The organism is Rhizobium phaseoli (assembly GCF_003985125.1).
In the GTDB taxonomy this organism is placed as follows: domain Bacteria; phylum Pseudomonadota; class Alphaproteobacteria; order Rhizobiales; family Rhizobiaceae; genus Rhizobium; species Rhizobium phaseoli.
The window spans coordinates 362,557-387,081 of the sequence record NZ_ML133565.1; the positions used below are offsets into that span (position 1 = coordinate 362,557).

22 protein-coding genes are annotated in these 24,525 nt (G+C 61.6%); 10 read left to right on the forward strand and 12 right to left on the reverse strand.

Annotation, left to right across the window (positions count from 1 at the left end; all coding sequences use genetic code 11):
• Positions 1–47 precede the first annotated feature (47 nt).
• The gene (locus EFD56_RS01695) at positions 48–1,178 is read left to right on the forward strand and encodes an HPP family protein (RefSeq protein ID WP_037145679.1); all 1,131 of its coding nucleotides are present in this window, start codon (positions 48–50) and stop codon (positions 1,176–1,178) included.
• Positions 1,179–1,215: 37 nt separating this feature from the next.
• Here the strand turns inward: EFD56_RS01695 and ydiJ are convergent, their stop codons facing one another.
• The 4 genes from ydiJ to groES all read right to left on the reverse strand — a co-directional run bounded on the left by ydiJ (position 1,216) and on the right by groES (position 6,716).
• Positions 1,216–4,281, reverse strand: a complete 3,066-nt coding sequence (gene ydiJ, locus EFD56_RS01700) for a D-2-hydroxyglutarate dehydrogenase YdiJ (RefSeq protein ID WP_126904471.1) — start codon at positions 4,279–4,281, stop codon at positions 1,216–1,218.
• 119 nt (positions 4,282–4,400) lie between these two features.
• Positions 4,401–4,667: a hypothetical protein gene (locus EFD56_RS01705; protein ID WP_004678907.1), complete on the reverse strand. Its 267-nt coding sequence runs from the start codon at positions 4,665–4,667 to the stop codon at positions 4,401–4,403.
• Between the two features lie 57 nt (positions 4,668–4,724).
• Positions 4,725–6,353, reverse strand: coding sequence for a chaperonin GroEL (groL, locus tag EFD56_RS01710; RefSeq protein WP_064844479.1), 1,629 nt, complete (start codon positions 6,351–6,353; stop codon positions 4,725–4,727).
• Positions 6,354–6,401: 48 nt separating this feature from the next.
• Positions 6,402–6,716, reverse strand: a complete 315-nt coding sequence (gene groES, locus EFD56_RS01715) for a co-chaperone GroES (protein WP_037117842.1) — start codon at positions 6,714–6,716, stop codon at positions 6,402–6,404.
• Positions 6,717–7,070: 354 nt separating this feature from the next.
• On the opposite strand from groES, the gene EFD56_RS01720 reads away from it, so the two are divergent.
• From EFD56_RS01720 to EFD56_RS01740, 5 genes are all read left to right on the forward strand, one after another.
• Positions 7,071–7,361, forward strand: a complete 291-nt coding sequence (locus EFD56_RS01720; RefSeq protein ID WP_012490025.1) for a hypothetical protein — start codon at positions 7,071–7,073, stop codon at positions 7,359–7,361.
• A gap of 83 nt (positions 7,362–7,444) precedes the next feature.
• Positions 7,445–7,801, forward strand: coding sequence for a hypothetical protein (locus tag EFD56_RS01725; RefSeq protein WP_012490024.1), 357 nt, complete (start codon positions 7,445–7,447; stop codon positions 7,799–7,801).
• A 48-nt stretch (positions 7,802–7,849) separates the two neighbouring features.
• Positions 7,850–8,182: a four-helix bundle copper-binding protein gene (locus EFD56_RS01730; protein WP_064829602.1), complete on the forward strand. Its 333-nt coding sequence runs from the start codon at positions 7,850–7,852 to the stop codon at positions 8,180–8,182.
• A gap of 42 nt (positions 8,183–8,224) precedes the next feature.
• Complete coding sequence (locus EFD56_RS01735; RefSeq protein ID WP_064829601.1) at positions 8,225–8,551, forward strand: DUF2934 domain-containing protein; 327 nt, start codon at positions 8,225–8,227, stop codon at positions 8,549–8,551.
• A 5-nt stretch (positions 8,552–8,556) separates the two neighbouring features.
• The gene (locus EFD56_RS01740) at positions 8,557–8,976 is read left to right on the forward strand and encodes an HD domain-containing protein (protein WP_064829600.1); all 420 of its coding nucleotides are present in this window, start codon (positions 8,557–8,559) and stop codon (positions 8,974–8,976) included.
• 55 nt (positions 8,977–9,031) lie between these two features.
• Here the strand turns inward: EFD56_RS01740 and EFD56_RS01745 are convergent, their stop codons facing one another.
• A complete protein-coding gene (locus EFD56_RS01745; protein WP_064830158.1) occupies positions 9,032–10,135 on the reverse strand; it encodes a flavodoxin family protein in 1,104 nt (367 codons plus the stop codon).
• 247 nt (positions 10,136–10,382) lie between these two features.
• Here EFD56_RS01745 and EFD56_RS01750 point away from each other — a divergent pair, with 247 nt between their 5' ends.
• Positions 10,383–12,755 carry a PAS-domain containing protein gene (locus tag EFD56_RS01750; protein WP_425376299.1) on the forward strand — a complete coding sequence of 791 codons (2,373 nt, stop codon included), beginning with the start codon at positions 10,383–10,385 and terminating at the stop codon, positions 12,753–12,755.
• A gap of 62 nt (positions 12,756–12,817) precedes the next feature.
• Entirely contained in the window at positions 12,818–13,393 is a 576-nt protein-coding gene (locus EFD56_RS01755) for a histidine phosphatase family protein (protein WP_126904472.1), read from the forward strand.
• Between the two features lie 81 nt (positions 13,394–13,474).
• On the opposite strand, the gene EFD56_RS01760 is transcribed toward EFD56_RS01755, so the two are convergent.
• From EFD56_RS01760 to EFD56_RS01790, 7 genes are all read right to left on the reverse strand, one after another.
• Positions 13,475–15,325, reverse strand: coding sequence for a DUF2264 domain-containing protein (locus EFD56_RS01760; RefSeq protein ID WP_126904473.1), 1,851 nt, complete (start codon positions 15,323–15,325; stop codon positions 13,475–13,477).
• A gap of 76 nt (positions 15,326–15,401) precedes the next feature.
• The gene (locus tag EFD56_RS01765; protein ID WP_126904474.1) at positions 15,402–16,676 is read right to left on the reverse strand and encodes an ABC transporter substrate-binding protein; all 1,275 of its coding nucleotides are present in this window, start codon (positions 16,674–16,676) and stop codon (positions 15,402–15,404) included.
• A gap of 40 nt (positions 16,677–16,716) precedes the next feature.
• Positions 16,717–17,430, reverse strand: coding sequence for a DUF624 domain-containing protein (locus EFD56_RS01770; RefSeq protein ID WP_126904475.1), 714 nt, complete (start codon positions 17,428–17,430; stop codon positions 16,717–16,719).
• Positions 17,431–17,450: 20 nt separating this feature from the next.
• Entirely contained in the window at positions 17,451–18,560 is a 1,110-nt protein-coding gene (locus EFD56_RS01775; RefSeq protein WP_126904476.1) for an ABC transporter ATP-binding protein, read from the reverse strand.
• A 15-nt stretch (positions 18,561–18,575) separates the two neighbouring features.
• The gene (locus tag EFD56_RS01780; RefSeq protein WP_126904477.1) at positions 18,576–19,748 is read right to left on the reverse strand and encodes a glycoside hydrolase family 88 protein; all 1,173 of its coding nucleotides are present in this window, start codon (positions 19,746–19,748) and stop codon (positions 18,576–18,578) included.
• A gap of 4 nt (positions 19,749–19,752) precedes the next feature.
• Positions 19,753–20,589, reverse strand: coding sequence for a carbohydrate ABC transporter permease (locus EFD56_RS01785; protein ID WP_126904478.1), 837 nt, complete (start codon positions 20,587–20,589; stop codon positions 19,753–19,755).
• Positions 20,586–21,542 (reverse strand): carbohydrate ABC transporter permease, encoded by a 957-nt coding sequence (locus EFD56_RS01790; protein ID WP_126904479.1) that lies wholly within the window; start codon positions 21,540–21,542, stop codon positions 20,586–20,588. Before EFD56_RS01790 ends, EFD56_RS01785 begins: the two co-directional genes overlap by 4 nt.
• Positions 21,543–21,754: 212 nt before the next feature.
• On the opposite strand from EFD56_RS01790, the gene EFD56_RS01795 reads away from it, so the two are divergent.
• The gene (locus EFD56_RS01795; protein ID WP_126904596.1) at positions 21,755–23,548 is read left to right on the forward strand and encodes a heparinase II/III domain-containing protein; all 1,794 of its coding nucleotides are present in this window, start codon (positions 21,755–21,757) and stop codon (positions 23,546–23,548) included.
• Positions 23,549–23,613: 65 nt separating this feature from the next.
• Entirely contained in the window at positions 23,614–24,453 is an 840-nt protein-coding gene (locus EFD56_RS01800) for a carbohydrate-binding protein (RefSeq protein ID WP_126904480.1), read from the forward strand.
• The last annotated feature ends 72 nt before the right edge of the window (positions 24,454–24,525 follow it).

Below are 24,525 nucleotides of genomic sequence, written 5' to 3' on the forward strand. Positions count from 1 at the left end.
CTTCTCCTTCGCCCGCCAGACAATCCTCGCTTATAATTGGTCTTAGCATGCAATTTCCCGTTTCCCCGAAGGTAGCGCCGAGCCGTTTTCGCCGCTTTCGCCTGTTTTCGCCCATCCTGGCCGGTGCGACATTAAGAGAGCGGCTGATCGCCTGTTTCGGCGCGTTGCTGGGCATCGGTCTTACCGGCGTCATCAGCGGCTATCTGTTCGGCCAGGGACCGCATCTTCCGTTGATCGTCGCGCCAATGGGCGCCTCGGCGGTGCTGCTTTTTGCTGTGCCGGCAAGCCCGCTGGCGCAGCCATGGTCGATTATCGGCGGCAATACGATTTCCGCCATGATGGGCATCATTGCCGCCTATTTCATTCGAGATCCGATCATCGCAACTGGCGTCGGCGTTTCACTGGCAATCGGAGCGATGTCGTTCACGCGATCGCTCCATCCTCCGGGAGGGGCTGCGGCGCTGACCGCGGTGCTCGGCGGTCCCGTCGTCGCCGGCTGGGGATTTCTCTTTCCCTTCGTGCCCGTCGCCCTGAACTCCTGCATTCTCGTTGCGCTTGGCCTGCTGTTCCACAAGCTCTCCAAGCGGAACTACCCGCATGTCGTACCGAAGCCGGCGGAAAATACCCATCAGACAATCGATCTGCCATCTGCCGTGCGGGTGGGCTTTCGCGAGGAGGATGTCGACGCTGCCCTGGAAGCGCTCGATGAAACCTTCGACATCGATCGGGCCGATCTCGGGCGGTTGCTGCAACAGGTCGAGTTGCAGGCGGCCATCCGCTCAAACGGCAAGATCAGTTGTGCCGATATCATGTCGCGCGATGTGATCGCCATCGGCGAGGCTGCGGAACCGGATGCCGCACGGCAGCTTCTCCTCAAACACAATATCCGCACCTTGCCGGTGAAGGATCCGGAGGGCCGTCTGGTCGGCACCGTCGGCCTCAGGGAATTGTTTGCGAGCGGCGATACGATCGCCCATGCACTTTCCAAGCCGGCGGTGGCGAGAGCATCCGATGCCGCGCTGTCGCTGCTGCCCGTTCTGACGGATGGACGGACCCATGCCGTCATCGTCATCGATGATGACCACCGGATCCTCGGCCTGATATCGCAGACCGATCTCCTGAGCGCCGTGGCGCGGCTGCTGCCGAATGACGGCGACGCGATCGCCGCCGTGGCGTGAACTGGCGAGCGGCTCGGCTACTGCCGGCCTTTTGTCGTCAGCTCGGTGGAGCTGTCTTGTGTGAATGCCGGAGATCTGCCGTTTCCGACATGATCCCGGCGATGACCTGGAGCGGATGCGGCAGCCGCCGGCCGTCGATTTCCTTCACCTGGGAGCGGCACGAATATCCTGTCGCCATAAGGATATCGGCATCGCCGGCCGCATCGAGCTCCGGTTTCCAGCTCAGCGCGTAGAGGCGCTCTGCGATCTGCCGGTTGCGGGCCTCGTGTCCGAAGGTGCCGGCCATGCCGCAGCAGCCGGTCTGCGCCGCCTGAAGCTCGACGCCGAGGCTGTCGAACACTGTTTGCCATTGTGCGACGGAGGCCGGCGCATTGGTGCGTTCGGTGCAGTGGGGCATCAATCGGAAGCGGCCCTTGATGGCCGAAGGCGAGGCGGTGAGACGGTCGAGGTTGGCGGCGAGCCATTCCTGTGGAAGCAGGACCGTCGCCTTCAGCAATCCCTTATATTCGCTGCGGAAGGCAAGGGTCATGGAGGGATCGAGGCCGACGAGCGCCACGCCCGCTTCATCCAGACGCTGCAGATAATGCGCGGTCCGCTTGGCCGCAGCCTCGAAGCGTCCGAGATAGCCATGGACATGCAGGGCTTTGCCATTGACGTGGGAAGCTGCAAGAAAGGGCGTCAGCCCCATTTTCCGGGCAAGCGCGATGGCTGCGAGCGCCACATCGGGATCGAAATAGGCGGTAAAGGCGTCGGCGACGAAAACCACGCTTTTCTGCCTTTCCTGCGGCGACAGGGCTTCGATCGATTGCGGTGTCGCAAGCGGCACGCCGAGGCGGGCGGCTTCCTTTGCGAGCGAGATTTGCGGCAGGCGCGGCAGGGAGGTCAGGCCGGTCATGCGCATCATTGTTCTGCCGGCGCGCGTGCCCACGACGAGGTTATAGGCCGGCCGAATGCGCCGGACGAAGGGCAGGGTGGTCTCGATCGCCGCGACCAGCGGGTCCTTCAGCGGACGGAGATAACGTCCATAATAGAGTTCCAGGAATTTGGAACGGAAGGCCGGCACGCTGACCTTCACAGGACACTGCCCCGCGCAGGCCTTGCAGGCGAGACACGTGTCCATGGCCGCGCGCACCTCATGAGAAAAGTCGTCCCGGTTTGCCGGGTTCAGCGAATTGAAGGCGCGCCGCGCCAGGCTGGCGAACGGAATGCTCCGCCGCAGGCGCTTTGCCTCCTGGCGGGGGTCGATGCCCTTCTCGGCAAGCAGCCTCAGCCATTCCCGCATCAGCGCGGCACGGCCCTTGGGTGAGAAGCGACGGTCGCGGGTCGCCTTGTAGGACGGGCACATCGGGCTCGTCTCGTCGAAATCGAAGCAGGCGCCGTTGCCGTTGCAATAGGTCGCGTTGTCGAAGGCGGAGCGGATCTCGTTGCCGATGATGCGGTCGGTATCTCCCCGCAATGGAAGGTCGTCAATCTTCGTCAGCGCCTCGCCAGAAGGAGTTGCGATCTTGCCGGGATTGAGCCGGTTGTCGGGGTCGAAAGCCCGCTTGATCTCCTGCAGGCTGGGATAAAGATCGCCGAAAAATTCCGGCACATATTCGGAGCGCACGCCCTTGCCGTGCTCGCCCCAGAGCACACCGCCATATTTGCGGGTGAGGGCCACGACGGCGTCGCTGATCTCGCGCACCATTCTGATATGGTCGTCGCGGGTCAGATCGAGCGCCGGCCGCACGTGCAGCACGCCGGCATCGACATGGCCGAACATGCCGTAGGAAAGGCCGGCGCCATCGAGAAGCGCGCGGAACTCGCGGATATAGGCCGCGAGGTTTTCCGGTGGTACGGCCGTATCCTCGACGAAGGCGACGGGTCTGACCGGCCCCTCCACGTTTCCGAGCAGGCCGACTGCTCGCTTGCGCATCGACCAGATCGCTTCGACATCGGCATGGCCCCGGGCGATCGTATAGCCGGCATGGCGCGTCGTCGCGCCCGTGTCGAGCGACGCGGTTACTGCGGAAAGCTTGCGTTCGAGTTCCTCTTCATCGTCGGCCAGCACTTCGGCGATGTTGATGCCGCTAGCCGAACTGCCCGGATCGTCGGGAAGGAAGCGGGCGATGCCGGTCCAGACGATATCGCTCTTCGCAAGGCCAAGCACTGTCTCGTCGACAGTTTCCACCGAGGCGACCTTCAACGCCACCAGGTTGCGCGCGTCCTCCAGGGCGGTGTTGAAGTCCTCGTAGCGGATGTTGATCAGCGCCGCATGGGCGGGGATCGGCAGAAGGTTGAGCTCGGCTTCGGCGATCATCGCCAGCGTTCCCTCCGAGCCGCAGAGAACGGCATTGAGGTCGAAGCATCCGTCGCCGCGCCTGACATGGGGGAGGTCATAGCCGGTCATGTAGCGGTTGAGCTTCGGAAAGATCTCAGCGATCCGCTCGTGCTTTTCCCGCGCGATCCGTTCGACCGTCCTGTGGATATCACCGACACGATCCTCGCGCGCGGCGATCCCCGCGAGCGCCTCTGCGTCGAGCGGGCGCGACCAGAAATCGGACCCGTCCATAAGGATGATGCGCAGTCCGAGGACGTGTTTGCTGGTCTTGCCGTAGAGGCAGGAACCCTGGCCGCAGGCGTCGGTGGAAATCATGCCGCCGATGGTGGCGCGGTTGGAGGTGGAGAGTTCGGGCGCGAAGAACAGGCCGTAGGGCTTCAGGGCCTGGTTCAGCTCATCCTTGACGACGCCCGCCTGCACACGCGCAATCCTTCGGACGGGATCGATGTCGAGAATGGAAGTCATGTGCCGCGAACAGTCCACGACGACGCCAGACGTCAGGGATTGGCCATTGGTGCCGGTGCCCCCACCCCGCGGTGCGATGCGGATCTCCCGGAAGGCCGGTTCCGACAGGACGGCCGCCAAGACCTGCAGGTCTTCGACGTTCCTCGGAAAAAGGATGCCGTTCGGCTCGACCTGATAGATGGAATTGTCGGTGGAAAATACCGTCCTGCTCGCCGCACCAGTCTCGATATCGCCGGTAAACCCCGCCTCGACGAGCCGTTGGAAAAACCCCGCGGCTGGAAGAGGGATGGAATCCCTCGGTTGGAGGCGTGGAATCATTTCGAAACCTTCAGAATGCGCTTGAGCCCTGTCACTAGCGCATCGGCTCAAAAATCGGAATCGATTTTCGGAGCGAGCGGCAAGCCCATGCCGCTCGTGAAGGCGTCGTCAGCGGCGTGTCAACTGCTGGACGTAGCCGCCGGTCGGTTGACCGAACCGTCCGCTTCAAAGAGCCCGCGGGCCGCCTCGACCATCGACTGCAGGTGGTTGGGGTCGCGCACGCCCTGCCGGTAGAGCTCGATGATGATGCTCGCCATTCGTTCGGCTTCGTCGCTGTCCCTTGCCACCGCATAGTCGACGCTGAGCTTGTCGAAGACCTGCTGGCAGGTTGCCAGATCGCGGGAGTCCAGCGGCACCTGCGATCGGTTTACGATCGTTTGAACCATTTTCATTCCCTCGAAAGAGGCCCGCCCGGCGGGGCGTGCGGGCCGATCTATCGTCTGTCAGAAATCCATGCCGGCACCGGGGGGCAATGGCGGAGCGGCATCCTTCTTCGGTTTCTCGGCGACCATGGCTTCCGTCGTGACGAGAAGACCGGCGATGGAGGCCGCATCCTGAAGCGCGGTGCGAACAACCTTGGCCGGATCGATGACGCCCTGCGCATAGAGGTCGCCAAATTCGCCCGTCTGGGCGTTCCAGCCATAGGAGAACTCGGTCTTTTCACGCAGCTTGCCGACGACCACCGAGCCTTCCGCGCCGGCGTTCTCCGCGATCTGGCGCGCTGGCGCCTCAAGTGCGCGGCGAACAATATCGACGCCGACGCGCTGCTCGGAATTGGCGGTCTGCACATTTTCAAGCGCCTTGACGGCGCGCAGCAGCGCCACGCCGCCGCCTGGCAGGATGCCTTCCTCGACGGCCGCGCGGGTGGCGTGAAGCGCGTCGTCGACGCGGTCCTTCTTTTCCTTCACTTCGACTTCCGTCGAGCCGCCGACGCGGATGACGGCAACGCCGCCGGCGAGCTTGGCAAGACGTTCCTGCAGCTTCTCGCGATCGTAGTCGGAGGTGGTTTCTTCGATCTGCGCCTTAATCTGCGCAATACGGCCTTCGATGTCGGACTTGGCGCCCGAACCGTCGACGATCGTGGTGTTCTCCTTCTCAACCGACACTTTCTTCGCCCGACCGAGCATGTCGAGCGTGACGCTCTCGAGCTTGATGCCGAGGTCTTCGGAGATGACGGTGCCGGCGGTGAGCACGGCGATGTCTTCGAGCATGGCCTTGCGGCGATCGCCGAAGCCAGGAGCCTTGACGGCAGCAATCTTCAGGCCGCCGCGCAGTTTGTTGACGACGAGCGTTGCAAGGGCTTCGCCTTCGACGTCTTCAGCGATGATGAGGAGCGGCTTGCCGGACTGGACGACGGCTTCGAGGATCGGGAGCATCGACTGCAGGTTCGAGAGCTTCTTCTCGTGTATCAGGATATAGGGATCCTCGAACTCGACCCGCATCTTGTCGGCATTGGTGACGAAGTAGGGGCTGAGGTAACCGCGGTCGAACTGCATGCCTTCGACAACTTCGAGTTCGGTTTCGGCGGTCTTGGCTTCTTCAACCGTGATGACGCCGTCATTCCCGACCTTTTCCATCGCCTCCGCCAGGAAGCGGCCGATTTCAGCATCGCCATTGGCGGAGATTGTACCGACCTGGGCGATCTCGGAATTGTTGGAGATATTGCGGGCGTTGGCCTTGAGTTCCGCGACGATGGCGGCGACGGCGAGATCGATGCCGCGCTTCAGGTCCATCGGGTTCATCCCTGAGGTAACGGCTTTGGCGCCCTCCTTGACGATCGCCTGGGCGAGTACCGTCGCAGTCGTGGTGCCGTCGCCGGCGATGTCGCTGGTCTTCGAAGCGACTTCGCGGACCATCTGGGCGCCCATGTTTTCGAACTTGTCTTCGAGTTCGATTTCCTTGGCGACCGAAACGCCGTCCTTGGTGATGCGCGGCGCGCCGAAGGATTTGTCGATCACGACGTTGCGGCCTTTCGGGCCAAGGGTCACCTTGACGGCATTGGCCAGGATGTCGACGCCGCGCAACAGTTTCTCGCGGGCTTCGACGTTGAATTTGACTTCTTTAGCAGCCATGTCCTCACTCCTTCATAGGCAGCTAGCATTGACCACGTCCTGAGCGCCTCAGGCGGCCTGCTTTCCTTCGCTCCGGGCTTCGATGATACCCATCACGTCGTTTTCCTTCATGATCAGCAGCTCTTCGCCGTTGATCTTGATCTCCGTGCCCGACCACTTGCCGAACAGGATGCGATCGCCGACCTTGACGTCGAGCGCCTGAATCTGGCCGGCATCGTTGCGCGCGCCGGGACCGACGGCGATGACCTCGCCTTCCTGCGGCTTTTCCTTGGCGGTGTCGGGGATGATGATGCCGCCCTTGGTCTTTTCCTCAGAATCGACGCGGCGGACGAGAATGCGGTCATGAAGCGGTCGGAACGACATGTCTTCCTCCATCGACAAACAATGATGACGTTGTTCGCCAGACCGGACCGGATGACGAGGTCCGGGCGGGTGCAAGGTCGCGCGCCTTGCGCGTTTGATCTGGTTCGATGGTTTTTCGATTTCAAGGGGCGACGCAGAAAAATTAGCACTCGCTACCGGTGACTGCTAATGACCCGCGCGGGAACAGAAGACCGGCTCCTGCGTTCGACCTAATGACGATGGTCATCCCCTCGTCTGGAAGACGAGTTCAAAACTGTGTTCCGGCTTGAATCCGGACATCGGCGTTCCTAGCTCTCAGGCGATCGAGGCTCGATGAGCTCGATCAACGTCCCACGTCTTTTAGGAGTGAGTGACATGGAAGAGAAGACCAATATAATCAAAGACCTCAGCATCGAGGAACGCGAGGAAATCTTCGTCGATATCGCTCGCACGCTGGAGGATACGGCGCGCGAGGCCCTCGTCGAGGGGAATATGCAATTTGCTGTGCTGTCGAACAACATGGCCGAAGCGATCCGCGTCAACGCCGACGAACTCGCTCGGGACGATCCCGAGAATGCCGAGCGCGTGCTGCTCGAGGCGACGGCGATGATCTCGCAGTTCGAGGCCGTGCACCCGTATCGCATGGTCAGTATGGCCGTTCACTGATTGCCCCGCGCAAATCAATCGCCAGCCTGCGGAACTCTCACGGCTGGCGAAGGTTAATGGATCACAGCATCGACAGGTGATCCATGAACACTTCGAAAATCAGCACGCCACCCGAAAGCGGAACCGACGACGCGCGCTCCTTCGATACGCAAAGGGCCGAGGTCGATCGCCAGAGGGCATCGGACGCAGCCCGGCGCAATGCGGGTTCGACCCTGGATCGCGATACCAGCGCTGAAACTCCAAGCCTGAAACTTGCGAAAGAGTATCTGAGCCTCGGGGGGCGGCGCCGGTCCAAGATCGACGACAACATCACCACTGTTCGCCAATGGGAAGAGGATCCGCCGGCGGCCGAACGCTTCTGGCAGGAACGGGTGGAGACGCTTCCAAAGAATGTGCGCAAGCAGGTGGAGGATTTTCTTCCCACCATCAACACGCCTTGAAACACGGCCGCTCGATTTGGTCGCCGCGCGATGAATTGGAGGAAGAACATGCATGAGATGGATCCGATAATGCAGAAATGCATCGACAACTGCCTGCGTTGCTATGGCGTTTGTCTCCGCACGGCAATGAGCCACTGTCTCGAAGCAGGTGGAAAGCATACGGAGCCTGCGCATTTCAGGCTGATGATGGCCTGCGCCGAGATTTGCCGCACGTCCGCGCATTTCATGCTGATCGGCACCGATCACCATAAACATACCTGCCGTGAATGCGCCGAGATTTGCACGGAGTGCGCGGCCGACTGCGAACGAATGGGCGATATGCAGGCGTGTGTCGATGCCTGCCGGAGCTGCGCTGAAAGCTGCCGGCAGATGGCGGCCTAGTTTTCGGCATCTTGCGAGGTCAGGTCGGAACTGGAGAAGATCATGGCCACAGACAAACACGAACAGATACGCCGGCGGGCCTACGAAATCTGGGAGGCCGAAGGCCGCCCTGAAGGGGCGGACCTGCGCCATTGGATGCAAGCCTGCGACGAGCTGGCTGGCGAGGACGAGCATGAGACGCTGCAGGACCTGCTCGATCAAGACGACAGGGACGACGCGGCGCTGCTTCAAGGCGCAGGGGAAAGCGGCGATCTCGACCGGCCACGCCTCGCAGGTGGTCAAGCTGCCGGGGCGGCTGCGCCCGATATCGAAATAACCACGGGGGAGAAGCCTTCGCGGCAGAAGATCAGAGAGACCGAAGGACCGTAATCGTCATGCAGCATCTCGACCACGCCATGCAGATCGCTATGGACGCACATGGCGGCCAGACGGACAAAACCGGCCAACCGTTCTTCGAGCACTGTCAGCGGGTCGCGCTTCTCGTGTCGGGCGATGAGGCGCGAACCGTCGCCTACCTTCACGACGTTGCAGAAAAAGGCAGCGGCTGGACGCTCGACAGGCTGAGAGAGGAAGGCTTCCCGCCGGCGATCATCTCGGCGGTGGACGCGTTGACCCAGCGGCCCGACGAGCCGGACGAGGAATTCGTCAGGCGTGCGGCAGCAAATCCGCTCGCTCTGCCTGTCAAGCGGGCCGACCTTGAAGACAATCTCCGACAGGCCGAACAGATCGGCAAAAACAAGGAAAAGTATCAACGCGGCCTGGATCTGCTACGCGATATAGAGAACGGACAATAGGTGTTCCGTTCTGCGGCCACAGCCAAGGTCCTGCCGGCAAGAGTCGTTCGCGGCGCTATTTCTGACGCGGCTGCCGCAAGCCGGCGCCGGCAGCGATCTGGGGGCCTTGGCGCTTGGCGGTCGCGGCTTCGTACAGCGTTCGACCCGCATTGCGGATTTCCTCCTGCATCGCCTGGTCCTTTTCGTAGTTTACGTGGCTCGTCGCATAGGGCTCCCAATAACCAATATAGCGATCGACTTCGGCAAGCGGGCCGGCTGGAATAAGATCCATCGATCTCAGCCAGTCCGAGAGGTTCCTGCGGACATCTTCCGCACCCTCCGTGTCGCCATGAACGACGACGGAAAACAGGCGGCCTTCGAGATGGCGGGGATAGGGCCATCCATTCATCTCCAGCTGTTTTGCCTGGTCGGCATGTTTTCCGTGCGTGCTTGTGGGATCCGGATTGCCGCCGTCGGCACAGACAAGCCGGTCGATCATCAGCTTCAGGGATGACGGCGCCTGATACCAGTGCACCGGCGTGACGATCATGATGCCGTGCGCCTCGACCCACATCGGATAGATCTCGTTCATCCAGTCATGGATCTGCCCGAGCGAATAGTTGGGATAACAGGAACAGGGCCAGTGACAGAGAGCCGCCGCAGTGGAGAAGCAGGCTTTGCACGGGTGGATCTGCCTGCCGTATTCCGAGGCGAGCCGGCTCAGGTCGAGGACCTCGATCTTCACGTGGCGCTGCTGCTCCAGCACCTCCCTGGCGATATCGACCATACGGTAGCTCTTCGAAATCTCGCCCGGGCAGGTGTGTTCGCTGCGCGTCGAGCCGTTGACCAGAAGCAGACGGGTAGGCCCGTTCGGGTCGTCATGCCGCTTTTGCGCATCACGGATGGCGTCGCGGGCCGCCAGCCAGTCTTCAGCCAGATCATAATCGGGATCGGCGAAGCCGGGGCCGGCCTTGCGTGTCTTCGGGCTTTTTCTCGAATTTGCGTAGGCTTCCCAGGCTGCCGAAGCGAGTTTCGCAAGCTCTTCCTGCAATTTGCCGTAGGCCGGATCACGAAACTGATTGAGGAAGCGCCGCTTGAATTCGGGCTCGTCGAGCCGCGGGCTGGGGCTGCCCTTGCGCGGTTCGAGTCCGGAGGCCGAAGTGGAAACATTGGCTGGCATTGGGAACTCCTGAAGCCGCTGCTTTGCTGAACGCGCCGGCAGATACAGGGTTCCCGTCATGCCATCGATGGCCGATGCAACCTCAGTGTCGAGAGCGAAACTCTTTCGGAGTCCAAGAAATAGCCGCCACCCGCTAACCATTTCCTGACTATGAAACGGGTCGCGATGGCATGCCGACCAGCGGTAAGTCGCTTGTTAACTCATACGACTTACGGTCGCGTCCACTTGGGCGAACGGGGGAGTAGTCTTGTCCTACGAGCTGCACATGATCTCCGCAATGGATGGTGCATTGACGGGCCTGCCCGGAATTGGCGATTGCCTTGATCAACACGATATCGTGCTCGGCGTTCACCTCGATCGAGATGAATTTCATGAATGCGCCGCTAAGCGGCCGTTGCCGGAGCTTATTCTGCTCGACGCCCTGTCGCCGGAGGGGCGCGGTCTCGAAGACTGCCGGCGTCTCAAGGGAAACGCCGTAACGCGTGATATCCCGGTGATTATTGTGGTCTCGCCTCAGGACGAGCAAACCAGGATTGCGGGGTTTGCCGCCGGTGCGGTGGATTGTGTCTCCAACCTCGTCTCCGCCGCCGAGCTCGTTGCCCGCATCAAGCGACACATCGAACTCAGCGCGGCGCAGGCGCACCTGCGGCGGCGCAACGAGCAACTCGACACGGCGCTTGCCAGCATGGGACAGGGTGTCTGCCTGTTTGACGAGGACGGCCGGCTGCTTCTTTCGAATAATCGGTATGCGGAGGTTTACGGACTCGATCCCGCCGTCATTCATCCGGGGCAGTCACTGGAAGACATCCTGAAACTGCGAGGGGACGTTGGCGCCGTCCCCGCCACGTCCACGTCGGACTATCTCGCCTGGGCCGTAGCGACCAATATGGGCGACGCGCCCCAGGATTGGATCAAGGAACTCAAAACCGGCCAGATCATCCGCGGCTATCATCAGCGAACGCCGGAGGGCGGCTGGGTATCGACCCATGAGGATATCACACAGGCCTGGTTTGCGGAAAAAGCGCTTGCAGAGGCGCACGCCCAGGCAGAACGCGCCGAGCAGGAGGCGCGGGCGGCACATGCCCGGCTTCTGGCCGCTTTCGAAGTCGTCCCCGAAGGCCTCGTTCTGTTCGACGCCGAAGACCGCTTCGTCCTGTGGAACCGGCGATACGAACAGCTTTACGCCGAAAGCGGCGATATGCTTGTCAAAGGGATGCGCTTCGAAGACCGCCTGCGCACAGGTCTCGAATGCGGCCAGTATCCGGAGGCGGTCGGGCGCGAACAGGAATGGCTTGAGGAGCGTCTGGCCCATCATGCCGAGCCCACCAGCAAACACGAGCAGCGCCTGCCCGGAAACCGATGGATCCGGATCGAGGAACGCCGGATCTCCGAAGGGGGCAGCGTCGGCATCCGCGTCGATATCACCGATCTGAAGATGCAGGAGGCGTCGTTCAGGCTGCTGTTCGAAGGCAATCCGATGCCGATGTGGGTGTACGACCGCGAAACCCTGAAATTCCTTCATGTCAATCAGGCCGCCATCGATCACTATGGCTACCGGCTTGAGCAGTTCCTGACAATGACGCTGCGTGACATCCAGGCGCCGCAGGACGCCGACCGGGCAACGGCTGCCGTCTTTGACGCCGAGGATCCAGCCGCCACGACCTGCTCCTTCCGCCACCTCAAGGCAGATGGAGGCGCCATTGAAGTCACTGTCTACTCCACCTGCTTGAACCACAGGGGCAAGGCGGCATCGCTGATGGCCGTCGTCGACGTCACCGAGGCCAAGCGTGCCGAAAAGGCATTGCTGCAGCACCGCGATACGCTGGAAGAGATGGTGCGCTCGCGCACCGTCGAACTGGCGCGGCAGACGGAAGAACTCGAGCGCATGCTTGAACAGGAAAAGCAGATCAACGAATTGCAGCGCCAGTTCGTCTCGATGGCGTCGCATGAGTTCCGCACCCCGCTCGCGGTGATCGACGGTGCGGCGCAGCGGCTCATTCGGCGCAAGGAGGCGGCGACGCCGGAATTCCTTGCTGAAAAGGCCGACCAGATCCGCAGCTCGGTTTCCCGTATGCTCGAACTGATGGAAAGTATTCTTGCTGCCGGGCGGTTGGATCATGGCCGGATCACCATCGTGCCGAAGCCCTGCTCGATCGCCGAAATCATCGAAACCTGCAGCGCCCGTCAGGAAAGCATCCGGCGGTCGCATCGCTTTCTGCTTAAATTGGACGAGCTTCCCGAAACCATCTACGGCGATCGTCCCGCGCTCGACCAAGTCTTCAGCAACCTCTTCTCCAATGCCGTGAAATACGCGCCGGATTCTCCAAACGTCCATGTTTCAGGATGGCAGGAAGGAGAACGCGTCTGCATCACCGTGCGCGACGAAGGCATTGGCATCGACGCCGACGACCTCCCGAAGATGTTCCAGCGTTATTTCCGCGCCAGAAGCTCCACGGGCATTGCCGGCACCGGCATCGGCCTCAATCTCGTCAAGCAGATTGTCGAGCTTCACGGGGGAACGATAGACGTGGCGAGCAGCCGCGGAAACGGCACGACATTCACGCTGCGGATTCCGATAGGCGCCGAAATGTTGGACGAGCAGCGCGTTGCGACGGGCTAGGCAAGCGGGTGCGGCGCATATTGGGCGAATTTCAGTAGCACCCCGTAGAAGGGTTCAGAGGATTGACGATAATTTTTCTCCTTCGGCACGGAGAGACGATCTGGAATGCGGCAGGTCGGTTTCAAGGACAAAAGGATTCGCCTCTCACTGAAAGAGGGCGGCAGCAGGCGGATCAGGCCGGCAAGCTTCTTGCCCGCGAACTAGAGCGGCATGACGGTGAAATCGATGTTCACGTCAGCCCGCTCGGTCGTACGAAAGAAACAGTAGCGCGCATCGCGCGCTATATACCCTTGGCCAGCCGCGATGAACCAAGATTGATGGAGGTCACGACCGGGTCCTGGGATGGCATGAGCCACAACGAAATCGACAAGGAATATCCGGGCATGCTCGAAGGTGCCGATGCTTTCAACTGGTTCTTTCGATCGCCTGACGGAGAAACATTCGATGCAGCTTGCGCACGCGTCAAGGAGTGGTTGTCACAGCTTCGCTCGACGACGATCGCCGTATCCCACGGGCTGACGGGCAGACTGATACGAGGCATATATCTTGGATTGTCCCGAGAGGAAATGCTGAAGCTGCCGGTGCCGCAAACCGGATTTTATCGGCTTCAGGATGGCCAGGCCGAACTTGTTGAATAGCCCTGGGGCTGAACCAAGGATCGGCCGGATTTTCCGCTCTTGCTATCTCTGATTAGTCGCTTAAGTCTTGCCAAGACCAAGCTACGACAGGAGAGCAAAAGCCGGCACGCGCACGCCTTTCTCGCGAAAATGCCGCTCCAACTCCTCAAGATCGGGACAGGCCGGCGGATTGTCCAGCGCCGCTCCGCAATCCGCGCCGTTCGGCAGGGCCATCGCCGCAGTGACGAGCGTCGTGGTTCCCGGGCCGAGTTCACCGCGCAACTGCGGCAGCAGGGTCTTGGCGTGGATGAGGTTGGTATTCGGGATCGGGCTCATCGTGTGGCCAGCCCTGGGATTCGGCGATAGGTCCAAGATCGCGCTCACGTCCGTCTGGCCGTACCAGACGGCCCGGCCTTCACCCTGTTCGGAGCGATCGGCGTTGAAATCGGCGCGTTCGATAGCGAAGCCGCCCTCAATGGTGCTCAGTGCCCGGGGCGTGGCGACGCGGTGGATGCGGACGTGCCAGGGGGTGACGGGGATGAGCCAGGTTTCGATGGTGACGTCGTTCCAGGGGCGCCAGCGCGAATAGAGCCGGTCGCCGGATATCAGCGCCTCTTCCATTGTCTCGCGCATGCGGAAATGCACGCCGTCGTCGGAGAGGCCGAGCATGCCGTCGAAGCTTGCGGCGGTAAAATTGCGGTCATCGGCCTCGATGTTGAAGGCGTAGCGGGTGGAATAGACAAATTTCGAATATTTCTCGCTGGCGCCGCGCATCTTGTCGTGCTGCTGGCCCGAGGAGAGCACGACGAGATTTCCCGGTGTGTGCATGGCGACCATGCCTGCGGGCTTCAAGGGAACCGGCTGCGGGAATTGCGGCTGCGGCGCTTCTTCGGCGACCCAGAACGGATGATCCTCGGGAAGGGCGAGCGGCAGGAAGAATTTGAGCGCCCAGTAGGGCGAGCCGGGCGAATTGTAGCTCTCGCTCATCAGGAGGTTCGGATAGCCGTAGCCGATGGAGAGAACGCCATCGCGGTCGGCGATCGGCAGCGCCGACCACCAGCGGATATGGCGCATGTAATAGCCCTTGATCTCGGCCCAAGGCAGCGCTTCGAGGCCGGCAAAGGCAAGCGCACCCCAGAAGCCGCCAGCGGCGAAACGGTAGGTCTGGCTACGGCCGAAGGCAAGGGCGGCGCCATCCGGGCCGAACCAGTGGCGGATATCCCGGGCGAAGATTTCGGCGCGATGGCGGAAGCGCTGCTTGCGTGCCTCGTCGCCGCGCGCGAGTACGGCATAGATCAGGCCGTAGAAATGCATGGCGAAAGGAATGTAGTGATCGACCCGCCTGACCGGCCCGTCGCGATACCAGCCTTCGCCGAGATCGAACGCCTCGGCTTCATCGAGATAGGCGACGGTTTTGCCGTGGTCGAACGGAACACCGACGCGCTCCAGCCCAAGATCGATGAGGACGCGGAAGAATTTCCAGTTGTTGTCGATGAATTCCAGGTTCCGTGCCTGGAGAAGATAGGCGGCGACCGTCTTCTTGTCGCTGTCGCTCAATGGCTCCCAGATATGTTCGGGCACGAGCGCCAGCGCAAAGCCGACGGCGGCAAGCTCGACGAGCCGCTGGTTGCGGTCGGCGAGATCGCCCCAATATTCGGGATCGTCAGGATTGGTGCCGTTCGCCAGCCCGCGCCGATAGAGATCCCAATGCGGAAAATGGCCGCCGCCGGCGGCAAGGGGAACGATGCCCCAGAGCGGCCGCGCAAAACCTTCGAGATCCGCCGCCGCCCGGTCGAAGATCGCGCCGGCAGCGCCGAGGCGCACGCGGGCGCCGCCTTCGGAAAAATAGGGCAGGAGCGGTTCGAAAAGGTCGATGACGGCCTTTCCCAGATCGTCGCGCGTCTTCAGAGGATTACCGGAAAGCGGGTTGGCCCTGCTGGGATCGTAGATCATTGTCTGCTCTGACTCTTCTAAAACAGGATCGGCCGCGGGCCAGTGCTGACCCGCGGCCGCCGGTGTCTTGCGAGACCTACTTGATGGCCTTCACGCCTTCGGTCATGTCCTTGAGCCCGTCGTCGACGGAGGTGTTGTCGGTCATGATCGCGTCATGGGCGCGGTTGAGCACCACCTCGATCTTGGCGGCGTTCGGATTGACCGCCATTTCCAGATAGGCTTTGGCCGGTATCAGCGCTTCCTTGCTGGCCTCATCCTGCGGGAAGCCGGGCGTCGAGGCGATCTTGGCACTGACGTCAGCTGTCTTCAGCGCCGGGAAGGTGCCGGTCGCCGCGATGACCGCCGCACCTTCCGGGCCGGTGACGAACTTGATGAAATCAAGCGCCGCATCCCTGTGTTGGGAATTGGAGTTCACCGCCAGACCGGAGATCTGCGCGGCAGTCGTGCCGGCCGGCACGCCATCGGGATGCGGGAACTTCACGATGCCCCAGTTCTTGCTCTTCGATTCACCGGATTTGACCTTGGCGATCTGGGTTCCGACGAACCAGGTGCCCATCGGCAGCATGCCGATCGTGCCGTTGAAGAAGAGCGCCGAATAATGCGTGTTCGAGGTCTTCAGGAAGGCATATGAGGGGATGGCGCCGTCCTTCTGCAGGGTGAGCGCCCGCTCGTACCAGGGTTTCAGGAAGGCATAGTCGCCATCGACCAGCGTGTGTTTTCCGTCGAGGATGCCGGGCAGCTGGACGGTTGAGCGCCAGGTATGCAGCAGCGCGCCATAGGTCTTGTTGGTGCCCATGCCGCCGGCAAGCTTCTCGGCGGTCGCGTCGAACTGCGCCCAGGTCATGTCGTTGGCGGGGTAGGGGACGCCGGCCTTGTCGAAGATGTCCTTGTTGTAATAGACGATCCAGAAGTCGGAGCGGAACGGCAGCGAATAGATCTTGCCGTCGATGGTCAGCTCCTCGATCAGGCCGCCATAGGGCGCCGGATCGATCTTCTGATCCTTCACGAAGCCACTGAGATCGGCGATGTTGCCGGCGCGTACCAGATTGGTATAGCCCGGCACGTCCTTGATGGTGACGATGTCGATATCCTTCGAGCCGCCGGTCAGCTGCGTCGAGATCATCTGCTGGTAGTCCTGCGAGCCGAGATCCATCGGCTCGAACTTCACGTTCGGATGCTTGGCCTGATAGGCCTCGATCAGCGGCTTGTAATAGGCCGTCTTGTCCCAGTCCCACAAAGCCCATTTCAGCGTTACGGCGTCCTGGGCCAGTGCTGCGCCAGCCGTCGTCGCCGCCAGAGTGAAACCTGCCACGGCAAGTTTCACCGTCCTCCCGAATTTATCCAAATACATTCCTGTTCTCCTTCCCTGGATCGTCTCTGGATCAGTTATTTTATGAAGCGTCTCGTGCATGCGGTTTGCGGTGCGCCGGCAAGTCCAGAACCATCGCCGCCGCACGATGGGCGGCGAATGCGACAGCGAACATTCCGAGTGAAAAATTGAAGGTCGCCGGCATGAAAACGGAAACCGGATAGAAGAGGATATGCGCCAGCCACAGTGCGGCGTTGAAGGCGAGTGCGGCAAGGGCCGGAAGCGGGCGGGCGACGGAGGCAAGTGCTGCGAGGCGCAGGAGCCGCAGCGCCGGCAGGTCGCGCATCACCATCAGCATAGTGAGGTGGCAGGCGGTGACCGCGAGGAAAGCGGTCGCGACGAGCGCGATCGCCAGCGGTGCTGCGAGCATCAGATTGCCCCGCGCGCCGGCGGCATAGGTGGCTGTCGCATGGACGCCGATCGCAAGCGCGCCTGCCAAGCCGAGGCCCCAGGCGGTGGCGCGCCAGAAATATTGCCGGAATGCTTCCAAGAAGTCCCTGAGCAGATAGGTGTTGCGATCTTCCACGAAGGCCACCGAGACGCGGGCCATGGCGGCGAGCGCTGCCGGCAGCGTCACCACGAAGAGCGAGGCCAGAATGAACAGGATGTTGAGCTTGACGATCTCCCACCATTCGCGGGCGAGGATGTCGGCGAACAGGGCAAGGCCGGTCTTTGCAGGCGCATCCTTCGGAATGCCCGGCCCCTCCTTCGTCCACATGTCCCGCAACCACTGCATGGCCGTCTCCCGCAGGCGCCTCAGTAAAGAATCGAGCGTTCCGTTTCCTTGTCGAACAGCTGCGCATTGCTCATGTCGGCAATAAGCGTCGCCTCCTCGCCGATATCGGGCCGGAAGCGCGGCGACACACGGGCGATGAGATTGCGTCCGCCGGCGACCATATTCAGATGCACCTCCGAGCCCATGGGCTCGGCAAGCTCGACCACTGCCTTCACTGGCGCGAGATTTTCGGCCGGGATGTCGGCCGGCGGCAGTTCGTGGAAGTTCTCCGGACGGATGCCGAGCACCAGCTCGCGGCCCTCGTAAGGCGCGATCCTGCTCTTGTCGAAATGAACGGGCAGTGGCAGCTCCCGGCCGTCGAAAATGGCGACATAGCGCTCGCCGCGGCGCTGGATCGTCGATGGCAGCATGTTCATCTGCGGCGCGCCGATGAAGCCGGCGACGAACATGTTGACGGGGCGGTCGTAAAGGTTCTGCGGCGTGTCGACCTGCTGGATATGGCCGTCCTTCATGACGACGATGCGGTCGGCCATCGTCATGGCTTCCACCTGGTCGTGGGTGACGTAGATGAAGGTGGCGTTGAGGCGCTTGTGCAGCTTGGTGATTTCCGAGCGCATCGTGCCGCGCAGCTTGGCGTCGAGATTGGACAGCGGCTCGTCGAGCAGGAAGACGGCCGGGTTGCGCACCATGGCGCGGCCGAGCGCGACGCGCTGGCGCTGCCCGCCCGAGAGCGCCTTCGGCTTGCGGTTCAGGAGATGGGTGATGTCGAGGATCTTGGCGGCGTCCTGCACCTGCTTGTCGATGAAATCACGCGACACTTTGCGCAGCTGCAGGCCGAAGGCCATGTTCTTGTAGACGGTCATATGCGGGTAGAGCGCATAATTCTGGAAGACCATGGCGATATCCCGGTCCTTGGAGGGGACGTCGTTCATGACGTCGCCGCCGATCTTGAGTTCTCCGCCGGAGATCTCCTCGAGGCCGGCGATCATCCTGAGCGTCGTCGATTTGCCGCAACCGGAGGGGCCGACCAGGATGATGAATTCCTTATCGGCAATTTCCAGATCGATATCGTGGACGACGGTGAGCGCGCCGTAGGATTTGTTCAGCTCTTTAAGCGAAATGCTGGCCATCGGGTTCTCCTGACGTCACCAATAGGAAGACCAGCGGCGCGAAAGGCGCGTCAAAGCTTCCATGTAATAATAATCTCCCCAGGAGACACACTCATCGACGCCCTCACCGCGGCAGGTGTTGAAGGGCGATTTCTTCGAATAGGTGGCGTGCAGCACCAGGCCGTTGGAGACTGCGGGGTCCTTGACCGCATAGTGATCGGCAAGGCTCTTGATCATGCGGCGCGCCAGCATGCGGTAGCGTTCGGCGGCTTCGGCATCGACGAGATCGGCCATCTCAAGCAGGCCACAGGCGGTGATCGAAGCCGAGGAACTGTCGCGCGGCTCGCCGTCGCCATCGGAAAACACGAGATCCCAATAGGGCACCATGTCGGCCGGCAGCCGGTTGAGATAGAAGGCGAGCAGCCGGTCGAAGGTCTGGCGATATTCCTCGATCCGCTCGTAGCGGTAGGAGATTGCCATGCCGGCGATGCCCCAGGCCTGGCCGCGCGCCCAGGCGCTGTCGTCCCGGTAGCCCTGTTTGGTGGCGCCGCGCACCGGCGCGCCGGTGACCGGGTCCATGTAGAAGGTGTGATAGGTGGAATCGTCGGGCCGTACCGAGTTGGCGAGCGTGGTGCGGGCATGAATGAGCGCGATCTCGCGATATTTCGGATCGCCCGTCTCGCTGCTGGCCCAGTAGAGAAGCGGCAGGTTCAGCAGGCAATCGATGATGTAGCGGTATTCTTCCGGCCTGCCCTTGCGGCCCCAGGCCTGGATGAACTGGCCGATCGGCTGGAAGCGCTCGATCAGCTGGTCGGCGGCCAGGATCGCTGCCCTGCGGCCGTCCTCGTCTCCGACCAGCTTCCAGGCGGCGATGCAGGAGGGCGAATAGAGGAAGCCCATATCGTGATGGTCGGTCTCGATGCGCTTGACGATCCGATGCAGGAAGGACTGGACCTGGATCTGCGCGGCATGCCGAAATAGCGGATCACCGCTATGCTCGAAGGCCAGCCACAGCTCGCCGGGCCAGAAGCCCGCGGTCCATTGATCGTTCGCCACGGCAGGATAGAAATTGTTCAAACTCGAATGGTTCTGCGCGGCATAGGTGAACTGAGGAAGATTACGTCTGACCTGTGCGACGGCAAGATCGAGCGCGGCATTCACTTCCTTATCAGTGATCGGCTGCGGGGCGACTGTTGAAACGGCATTCATGGATTTACCCCTTCAGTCCCGTCGAGGCGATGCCCTCGACGAAGAAGCGCTGCAGAGAGAGGAAGACGACGAGAACGGGCACGAGGGCGACGACGGAGGCCGCCATGATCAGCCCGTACTCGGCCGAATATTGCGAGATGAACATGCGCAGGCCGATCTGGACGGTCTTCAGCTCGGTCTTGGTGAGATAGATCATCGGTCCGAGGAAATCGTTCCAGGTGCTGACGAAGGTAAAGATCGTCAGCGTCGAGAGCGCGGGCTTGGAGAGCGGCAGCATGATGCGCGCCCAGATCTGATATTCGTTCATGCCGTCGATGCGGGCCGCCTCGCAGAGTTCGGTCGGGATCGACATGTAGAATTGCCGCATCAGGAAGACGCCGAAGGCGGTGAAGGCCTGCAGGCAGATCAGCGCCAGATGCGTGTTGTTGAGGCCGAACTCGCGCATCAGCAGGAACTGCGGCACCATATAGACCTGCCAGGGCATGGCGATGGTAGCGATATAGCCGAGGAACAGCGTGTTCTTGTAGGGGAAGTTCAGCTTGGCGAAGGCGTAGGCGGCAAAGCTCGAGGTCAGGAGCTGCAGCAGCGTGACGATGATCGTCAGCTTCGAGGTGTTGTAGATGAAGAGCGCAAGCGGGATCTTCGTCCAGATATCGACGTAGTTATGCCATTGCGGCTGAGACGGTATCCACTCGATCGGGAAGGCGAAGACGTCGCGGCTGAGCTTCAGCGACGCCGAGAGCATCCAGGCGAAGGGCATCAGCATCACCACCGTCACCGTGATGACGATCGCATAGAGGAGGACCGTTTTGACGGTGATCTTGCGCCCGGCGATCCTCATGCCTCGTCCTCCCGCTGGCGGCGGAACTGAAAGACCGTGACCGCGAGCACAAGGAAGAACAGCACCAGCGAAATCATGCTGGAATAGCCGAGATCCCAGGAAATGAAGGCCTCGTTATAGATGTGGTAGACGAGCACGAGCGTCGATGTGCCGGGGCCGCCCTGGGTGATCATGAAGATCTGGTCGAACACCTTGAAGGACTGGATCGTCAGCATGACGGTGACGAAAAAGGTCGTCGGTCCGAGCTGCGGCACAGTGACATGGATGAATTTCTGCCAGGAATTGGCGCCGTCGAGATCGGCAGCCTCATAGAGCTCGGCATTGATGCCCTGCAACCCGGCCAGGTAGATGACCATGTAATAGCCCATGTTTTTCCAGATGCCGAACAGGATCACCGTCACCATCGCCCAGTGGCGGTCGGCCGCCCATCCCGGCATGTTCTTCGGGTCGAGGCCGAGCGTGTAGAGGATCATGTTCACCGGTCCCATCTCGGGATTGAAGATCATGTTCCAGACGACGGCGACGGCGACCAGCGAGGCGACATAAGGAAAGAACATCGCGGTGCGGAAGAAATTCCGCCCCGCGATCTTCTGGTTGAGGAGGACGGCGAGGCCGAGCGCGCAGAGCAGCGTCGCCGGCACCGAGGCGACCGTGTAGATGATCGTGTTCCAGAAGGCGGCGACGAAGGCCTTGTCGTCGAACAGCCGCCAGAAATTGTCGAGCCCGGCGAAGGTGATCGCATTCGAGCCGTCCCAATGCATGAAGGCGAGGGCGAAGGCGAACAGGATCGGGCCGAGCGTGAAGACCGCGAAGCCGAGGAAATTCGGCGCGATGAAGGAATAGGCGACGAGCGCGCTGCGGATCTTGCGCTGCCGCTTGGTGAGGACTGCGGCCTTCCGACGTGGAGTTGTCGGGGCGCCATCCGTCGCAATGACTGAATTCGATATGGACACGAACGCCTTCCTCCTCGACGGACTTGCTGCACCTGACGGCTTGCTGACGCCTCCGTCGCCGCCCCCCGTCAGTCAACGACATAACACATATCCGGTATTGGTCAAACAAGTTCTGAATAGGTCATACAAATGTAATGGAAAGCGTCAGAAACATATGATAGGTGAGCGTGAAGACCAGACGCTCGTCGAGGCTTTCCGGCGCAGGGAGGAACATGTTCAGCGAGATTTCAGGGGGGCTGCCTGACATTCTGGGCGACTTCATGCCCGGAGCGGTGCGTTCCGATCGTGAGCGCTGGAGTGCGGTGCCGCCGGCGACGCGCGATGCCGTTATTTGCGATGCCGAGGCTGCGGTTGCGCGCGCCTGGCCTCTGATTACGGCTTCCGATTACCGGGAATATACTGCGACCGGCAACCGCTCTCGTTTTGAGGAACTTTATTTCACCCGGCGGCGGATGCTCAACGATCTGGTGCTGGGCGAACTCGTCGAGGGGGGCGGGCGGTTTCTGCCTGACATCGTCGACGGCATCTTCCTGATAGCGGAGGAGAGCGGCTGGCAGCTTCCGGCCCACAATGCCTATGAACGCAGTGGCGCGCGGCTGCCGCTTCCCGACAATTCGCAGCCCGTCATTGATCTCTTCGCCGCCGAAACGGCGGCGCTGCTCGCCACGATCGTCGCCCTGCTGGGCACAGCGCTCGACGACCTCAGCCCGGAGGTTACGGCACGGGTTCGGCGTGAGATCGAGAGCCGCATTCTCCGGCCCTATCTCGGCCGGCATTTCTGGTGGATGGGCCGGGGCAGTGATCGGATGAACAATTGGACGGCCTGGATTACCCAGAACGTCCTGCTGGCGACCTTCTCCCTGAACACCGATCAGGCGACGCGCCGGGCGGTCGTCGAGAAGGCGCTCGCCAGCCTCGACGCCTTCCTGAAGGACTATGCGGAGGATGGGGCTTGTGAAGAAGGTGTGCTTTACTACCGCCACGCCGCTCTCTGCCTCCATGGCGCCGTGACCATTCTCGACAGCGTGGCGCCGGGCGCGTTTGCCGGGATCTGGCAGCAGCCGAAGATCCGCAACATGGCCGAATACATCGCAAATATGCATGTGGCCGGACGCCATTATTTCAACTTCGCGGATTCCTCCGCCGTCGTCGAGCCCTGCAGCGCGCGGGAGTACCTGTTTGGAAAAGCGGTCGGTTCGCCGATGCTGGCGGAATTCGCGGCGACCGACAGGGCGGCGGCCGAACGCCCGCATTTGCCGGAGGAATGGAACCTCTGGTACCGCGTGCAGGAGTTGCTGGTCGGTCATCGGATCCGCCGGACCGAAGCGAAACCGGCGCTCCAGGGCGATATTTTCTACCCCGGCATCGGCCTGTTCATCGCTCGCGACGAGCAGTTTTCGCTTGCGGTCAAGGGCGGCAACAATGGCGAGGGCCACAATCACAACGATGTCGGCAGTGTGACGCTCTACAAGAACGGACGCCCGCTGCTGATCGATGTCGGCGTCGAGACCTATACGGCCAAGACCTTCTCCCCGCAGCGCTACGAGATCTGGACGATGCAGTCGGCCTATCACAACCTGCCGACATTCGAAGGTGTCATGCAGTCCGCCGGTGAAACCTTCGGCGCAAGGGATGTCGAAGTCGAATTCGGCGAGGAAAGTGCGCGCGCATCTCTGGAAATATCCGGCGCCTATCCCGCGGATGCACAGCTGCGCAGCTATCGCCGCACCGTCTCTCTGTTGCGCGGCCGCCATGTGGAGATTGTCGATGCTTATGACGGAGATCGATCGGCGGTGCTGTCGCTGATGACGTGCCTGGCGCCGACCGTCACCGCCCAGAGGATCGATCTCGCAGATCTCGGCAGCATTGTCGTGGACGGCGCCGGTACGATCGAAATCGACGAGATCGAGGTGAATGACGCCAGACTGAGATCGGCCTGGCCCGAAAAGCTTTACAGGCTGCGTCTGCCGTTTGCCGGCAGGCTCCTGAAATTGCGAATAAATTAAATGATGAGAGCATGATGCCGAATATCGCTCACGCTTTTCGGCCTCATGCTTTGAGGAGGGCGAGCATGGAATTGACGCTGAAGATCGTGGACGCCGATGGGTTCGTCCTGGCAAGCTCAACAGGGCAGGAAGAGACTTTCCTGGTCTATCGCCAAAGCTATCGCGAGGGCGAGCAGGTGGTCGTTGAGGCCTCCGAGCCAGGACACATCTTCCTCGCGCTGGACAGCGCGATTCAGCCCAGCCTGGTCTATATGAAGGAGTGTTCCTATTCGCTTGCCGTGCCGTTCGGCGACAAGCGCCGACCCTATTCGCCGAATGCCTTCAAAGGCGATATGCATCGGCTGTCGGTGCGCAGGGCACGGCCCGGGGAGGTTGCGCATCGGCGCAATCTGGCGCTCAACCCCTGGGATGGTCACGCCAATCGCACGCTGTTTCCGCACGCACGCGCCAATGTCGAAACCCGGGGAGAAGCGGTCTTTGCCGCCCGGAACGCCATCGACGGCGAGAAGGCCAATGACGATCACGGCTTCTGGCCCTACACGAGTTGGGGCATCAATCGTGATCCGCAAGCGGCGCTGACGGTGGAGTTCGGCAGGCCCGTGCGGATCGACGAGATTATCTTCTACCTCCGCGCCGATTTTCCGCATGATTCCTGGTGGGAAGAGGCAAGCGTCACCTTCTCGAGCGGCAAAAGCTTTTCCTTCCCGCTGGCCAAGTCAGGCGCCGCGCAGGGCTTCCCGATCGAGCCTTGCATCGTCGAATGGGTCGAACTGCATGGCCTGATCAAGGCCGAGGATGTCTCGCCCTTTCCGGCGCTGACGCAGATCGAAATCTGGGGAACCGAGGCGCCGGGCGCCGGCGATCGGAACGTCGTCGCCGTTACAGCGGCTGACGAGCAGGCCTAGATATAAGCCTCTCCTGATCAGCTTGAATGTGGGGTGCTCGTCAGCGGTGGCAACGGGTCGCTTCCGCTAGCC

What these genes read in the sequence shown, in the direction of transcription:
- EFD56_RS01695 (WP_037145679.1), top strand. Translation starts at nt 48, where the DNA reads ATGCAATTTCCCGTTTCCCCGAAGGTAGCGCCGAGCCGTTTTCGCCGC.
- ydiJ (WP_126904471.1), bottom strand. Translation starts at nt 4,281, where the DNA reads ATGATTCCACGCCTCCAACCGAGGGATTCCATCCCTCTTCCAGCCGCG.
- EFD56_RS01705 (WP_004678907.1), bottom strand. Translation starts at nt 4,667, where the DNA reads ATGGTTCAAACGATCGTAAACCGATCGCAGGTGCCGCTGGACTCCCGC.
- groL (WP_064844479.1), bottom strand. Translation starts at nt 6,353, where the DNA reads ATGGCTGCTAAAGAAGTCAAATTCAACGTCGAAGCCCGCGAGAAACTG.
- groES (WP_037117842.1), bottom strand. Translation starts at nt 6,716, where the DNA reads ATGTCGTTCCGACCGCTTCATGACCGCATTCTCGTCCGCCGCGTCGAT.
- EFD56_RS01720 (WP_012490025.1), top strand. Translation starts at nt 7,071, where the DNA reads ATGGAAGAGAAGACCAATATAATCAAAGACCTCAGCATCGAGGAACGC.
- EFD56_RS01725 (WP_012490024.1), top strand. Translation starts at nt 7,445, where the DNA reads ATGAACACTTCGAAAATCAGCACGCCACCCGAAAGCGGAACCGACGAC.
- EFD56_RS01730 (WP_064829602.1), top strand. Translation starts at nt 7,850, where the DNA reads ATGCATGAGATGGATCCGATAATGCAGAAATGCATCGACAACTGCCTG.
- EFD56_RS01735 (WP_064829601.1), top strand. Translation starts at nt 8,225, where the DNA reads ATGGCCACAGACAAACACGAACAGATACGCCGGCGGGCCTACGAAATC.
- EFD56_RS01740 (WP_064829600.1), top strand. Translation starts at nt 8,557, where the DNA reads ATGCAGCATCTCGACCACGCCATGCAGATCGCTATGGACGCACATGGC.
- EFD56_RS01745 (WP_064830158.1), bottom strand. Translation starts at nt 10,135, where the DNA reads ATGCCAGCCAATGTTTCCACTTCGGCCTCCGGACTCGAACCGCGCAAG.
- EFD56_RS01760 (WP_126904473.1), bottom strand. Translation starts at nt 15,325, where the DNA reads ATGATCTACGATCCCAGCAGGGCCAACCCGCTTTCCGGTAATCCTCTG.
- EFD56_RS01765 (WP_126904474.1), bottom strand. Translation starts at nt 16,676, where the DNA reads ATGTATTTGGATAAATTCGGGAGGACGGTGAAACTTGCCGTGGCAGGT.
- EFD56_RS01770 (WP_126904475.1), bottom strand. Translation starts at nt 17,430, where the DNA reads ATGCAGTGGTTGCGGGACATGTGGACGAAGGAGGGGCCGGGCATTCCG.
- EFD56_RS01775 (WP_126904476.1), bottom strand. Translation starts at nt 18,560, where the DNA reads ATGGCCAGCATTTCGCTTAAAGAGCTGAACAAATCCTACGGCGCGCTC.
- EFD56_RS01780 (WP_126904477.1), bottom strand. Translation starts at nt 19,748, where the DNA reads ATGAATGCCGTTTCAACAGTCGCCCCGCAGCCGATCACTGATAAGGAA.
- EFD56_RS01785 (WP_126904478.1), bottom strand. Translation starts at nt 20,589, where the DNA reads ATGAGGATCGCCGGGCGCAAGATCACCGTCAAAACGGTCCTCCTCTAT.
- EFD56_RS01795 (WP_126904596.1), top strand. Translation starts at nt 21,755, where the DNA reads ATGTTCAGCGAGATTTCAGGGGGGCTGCCTGACATTCTGGGCGACTTC.
- EFD56_RS01800 (WP_126904480.1), top strand. Translation starts at nt 23,614, where the DNA reads ATGGAATTGACGCTGAAGATCGTGGACGCCGATGGGTTCGTCCTGGCA.